2 rRNA genes (1 of these 2 running past the window's edge) are annotated in these 3,225 nt (G+C 48.2%); both read left to right on the forward strand.

The features are described 5' to 3' along the window. Positions 1 to 2,815, forward strand: a 23S ribosomal RNA gene (locus B9A58_RS16645); it begins 69 nt to the left of the window's first position. Between the two features lie 181 nt (positions 2,816 to 2,996). Then, a 5S ribosomal RNA gene (gene rrf, locus B9A58_RS16650) occupies positions 2,997 to 3,108 on the forward strand. The last annotated feature ends 117 nt before the right edge of the window (positions 3,109 to 3,225 follow it).

Raw genomic sequence — 3,225 nt, forward strand, 5'->3', positions numbered from 1 at the left:
GATAAGCTTCGGGGATCAGCACATATGAATTGATCCGAAGATTTCCGAATGGGACAACCCGGCTAGTTGAAGACTAGTCACTCCGCAAGGAGAGTTAACCCAGGGAACTGAAACATCTAAGTACCTGGAGGAAGAGAAAACAATAGTGATTCCGTAAGTAGTGGCGAGCGAACGCGGATTAGCCCAAACCATAACTGTTACGGCAGTTGTGGGGTTGTAGGACTACGATGTGGACTATATAATTGAATTAGAATCAACTGGAAAGTTGAGCCAAAGAGGGTGAAAGCCCCGTATAAGTAAGCTTATATTACCTAGTAGTATCCTGAGTAGGGCGGAGCAGGTGAAACTCCGTTTGAATCTGCCGGCACCATCCGGTAAGGCTAAATACTCCTGAGAGACCGATAGTGAACCAGTACCGTGAGGGAAAGGTGAAAAGTACCTTGAATAAAGGGGTGAAATAGAACCTGAAACCGCACGCCTACAAGCGGTCGGAGGCACTTAGTGTGCTGACGGCGTGCCTTTTGCATAATGAGCCTACGAGTTACTCTTCACTAGCAAGGTTAAGCGATTAAGTCGCGTAGCCGGAGCGAAAGCGAGTCTGAATAGGGCGCCATAGTTAGTGGAGGTAGACGCGAAACCCGGTGATCTACCCATGACCAGGATGAAGTTGCAGTAACATGCAATGGAGGTCCGAACCAGTTGACGTTGAAAAGTCTTTGGATGAGTTGTGGGTAGGGGTGAAAGGCCAATCAAACCGGGAAATAGCTCGTACTCCCCGAAATGCTTTTAGGAGCAGCGTGGAGGTTAAGTCTGACGGAGGTAGAGCTACCAATAGGACTAGGGGGAGTCAAATCCTACCAAATCCTGATGAACTCCGAATGCCGTTAGATATACTCCGCAGTGAGGGCATGGGTGCTAAGGTCCTTGTCCGAGAGGGAAAGAACCCAGATCTACAGCTAAGGTCCCAAAGTATATGTTAAGTTGAACTAAGGCGGTCCAGTTGCCGAGACAGCAAGGAGGTTGGCTTGGAAGCAGCCATTCCTTTAAAGAGTGCGTAACAGCTCACTTGTCGAGCGACAGGGCATCGATAATAATCGGGCATCAAACATATCACCGAAGCTTAGAATTGTAATTTATTACACTGGTAGGGGAGCATTCTATTCTGCATTGAAGCTGTGGCGTGAGCCATGGTGGAGCGTATAGAAAAGCAAATGTAGGCATAAGTAACGATAATGCGGGTGAGAAACCCGCACACCGATAGACTAAGGTTTCCACGGCAATGCTAATCAGCCGTGGGTTAGTCAGGACCTAAGGCGAACCCGAAAGGGGTAGTCGATGGACAATGGGTTAATATTCCCATACTACCATACTCAGTGATGGGGTGACGGAGTAGTGAAAGCGCTGCGAACTGACGGAATAGTTCGTTGAAGGGTGTAGGTATTGGACCGGTAGGTAAATCCGCCGGACTAGCTGAACCTGATAGTACCTTGATCCTTCGGGAGACGGGATAATGCGCCTAATCAGACTTCCAAGAAAAACCTCTAAACTTATGAATATGGTACCTGTACCGTAAACCGACACAGGTAGTCAAGGAGAGAATCCTGAGGTGCTCGAGTGATTCATGGCTAAGGAACTAGGCAAAATGGCCCTGTAACTTCGGGAGAAGGGGCGCCAGCTTCGGCTGGCCGCAGTGAAAAGGCCCAGGCGACTGTTTAACAAAAACACATGGCTTTGCGAAATCGAAAGATGATGTATAAGGCCTGACACCTGCCCGGTGCCGGAAGGTTAAGGGGGGGCGTTATCTCTTCGGAGAGAAGCGCTGAACTGAAGCCCCGGTAAACGGCGGCCGTAACTATAACGGTCCTAAGGTAGCGAAATTCCTTGTCGGGTAAGTTCCGACCTGCACGAATGGTGCAACGATCTGGGCACTGTCTCAGCCATGAGCTCGGTGAAATTGTAGTCGCGGTGAAGATGCCGCGTACCCGCAACGGGACGGAAAGACCCCATGAACCTTTACTATAGCTTCACATTGGTATTGGGTAAATGATGTGTAGGATAGCTGGGAGGCTTTGAAGCTGTGTCGCTAGGCATGGTGGAGCCGTTGGTGAAATACCAGCCTTTATTTATCTGATGCCTAATCCCGCCTGGCGGGAGACATTGTGTGGTGGGTAGTTTGACTGGGGTGGTCGCCTCCAAAAGAGTAACGGAGGCTTTCAAAGGTACCCTCAGTACGTTTGGTAACCGTGCGTAGAGCGCAATAGCATAAGGGTGCTTGACTGTGAGGCCAACAAGCCGATCAGGTACGAAAGTAGGATATAGTGATCCGGTAGTTCCGTATGGAAGGGCTATCGCTCAAAGGATAAAAGGTACTCTGGGGATAACAGGCTGATCTCCCCCAAGAGCTCATATCGACGGGGAGGTTTGGCACCTCGATGTCGGCTCGTCACATCCTGGGGCTGGAGAAGGTCCCAAGGGTTGGGCTGTTCGCCCATTAAAGTGGCACGCGAGCTGGGTTCAGAACGTCGTGAGACAGTTCGGTCCCTATCTGTTGTGGGCGTAAGAAATTTGAGAGGCTCTGACTTTAGTACGAGAGGACCGAGTTGGACGAACCTCTGGTCTACCGGTTGTGGTGCCAACTGCACCGCCGGGTAGCTACGTTCGGTGAGGATAAGCGCTGAAAGCATCTAAGTGCGAAACCCTCCTCAAGATGAGATTTCTTTTAAAGGTCGTTAAAGACGATGACGTTGATAGGCTACAGGTGTAAAGGCAGTAATGTCAAAGCTGAGTAGTACTAATTACCTGTAAACTTTCTATAACAGTGTTATACCATTCTTTCTTTCACAATATTCATGTCAAGGGCAAGCGTAGCTTGCGAATTCAATATTTGATATCAGAAATTCAAAATTGAATAGACTTTAAGAAATTTAACAGAGCAGTAGGCTTTGTTCTTTCAAGAATTTTAAATCTCAAATTTGAAATCTTGAATAGTAAAATTTTATGGTGATTATTGCGAGTGTGTCCACCTCTTCCCATTCCGAACAGAGCAGTTAAGCCACTCAGCGCCGATGGTACTACGGTAATACGCGGGAGAGTAGGTCGTCGCCAGTTTTTATTTATCTGCCAGAGCTTTAGCGAAGGCAGGTCAAAGGGTTATTGAGCAATCAGTAACCCTTTTTTTGTGCCCCCTTTTTCATTAAATACAAAACCTGTCCTGCCCACTAAATA

The sequence above is a fragment of the Reichenbachiella faecimaris genome (genome assembly GCF_900176375.1).
GTDB classification, from domain to species: Bacteria; Bacteroidota; Bacteroidia; order Cytophagales; family Cyclobacteriaceae; genus Reichenbachiella; species Reichenbachiella faecimaris.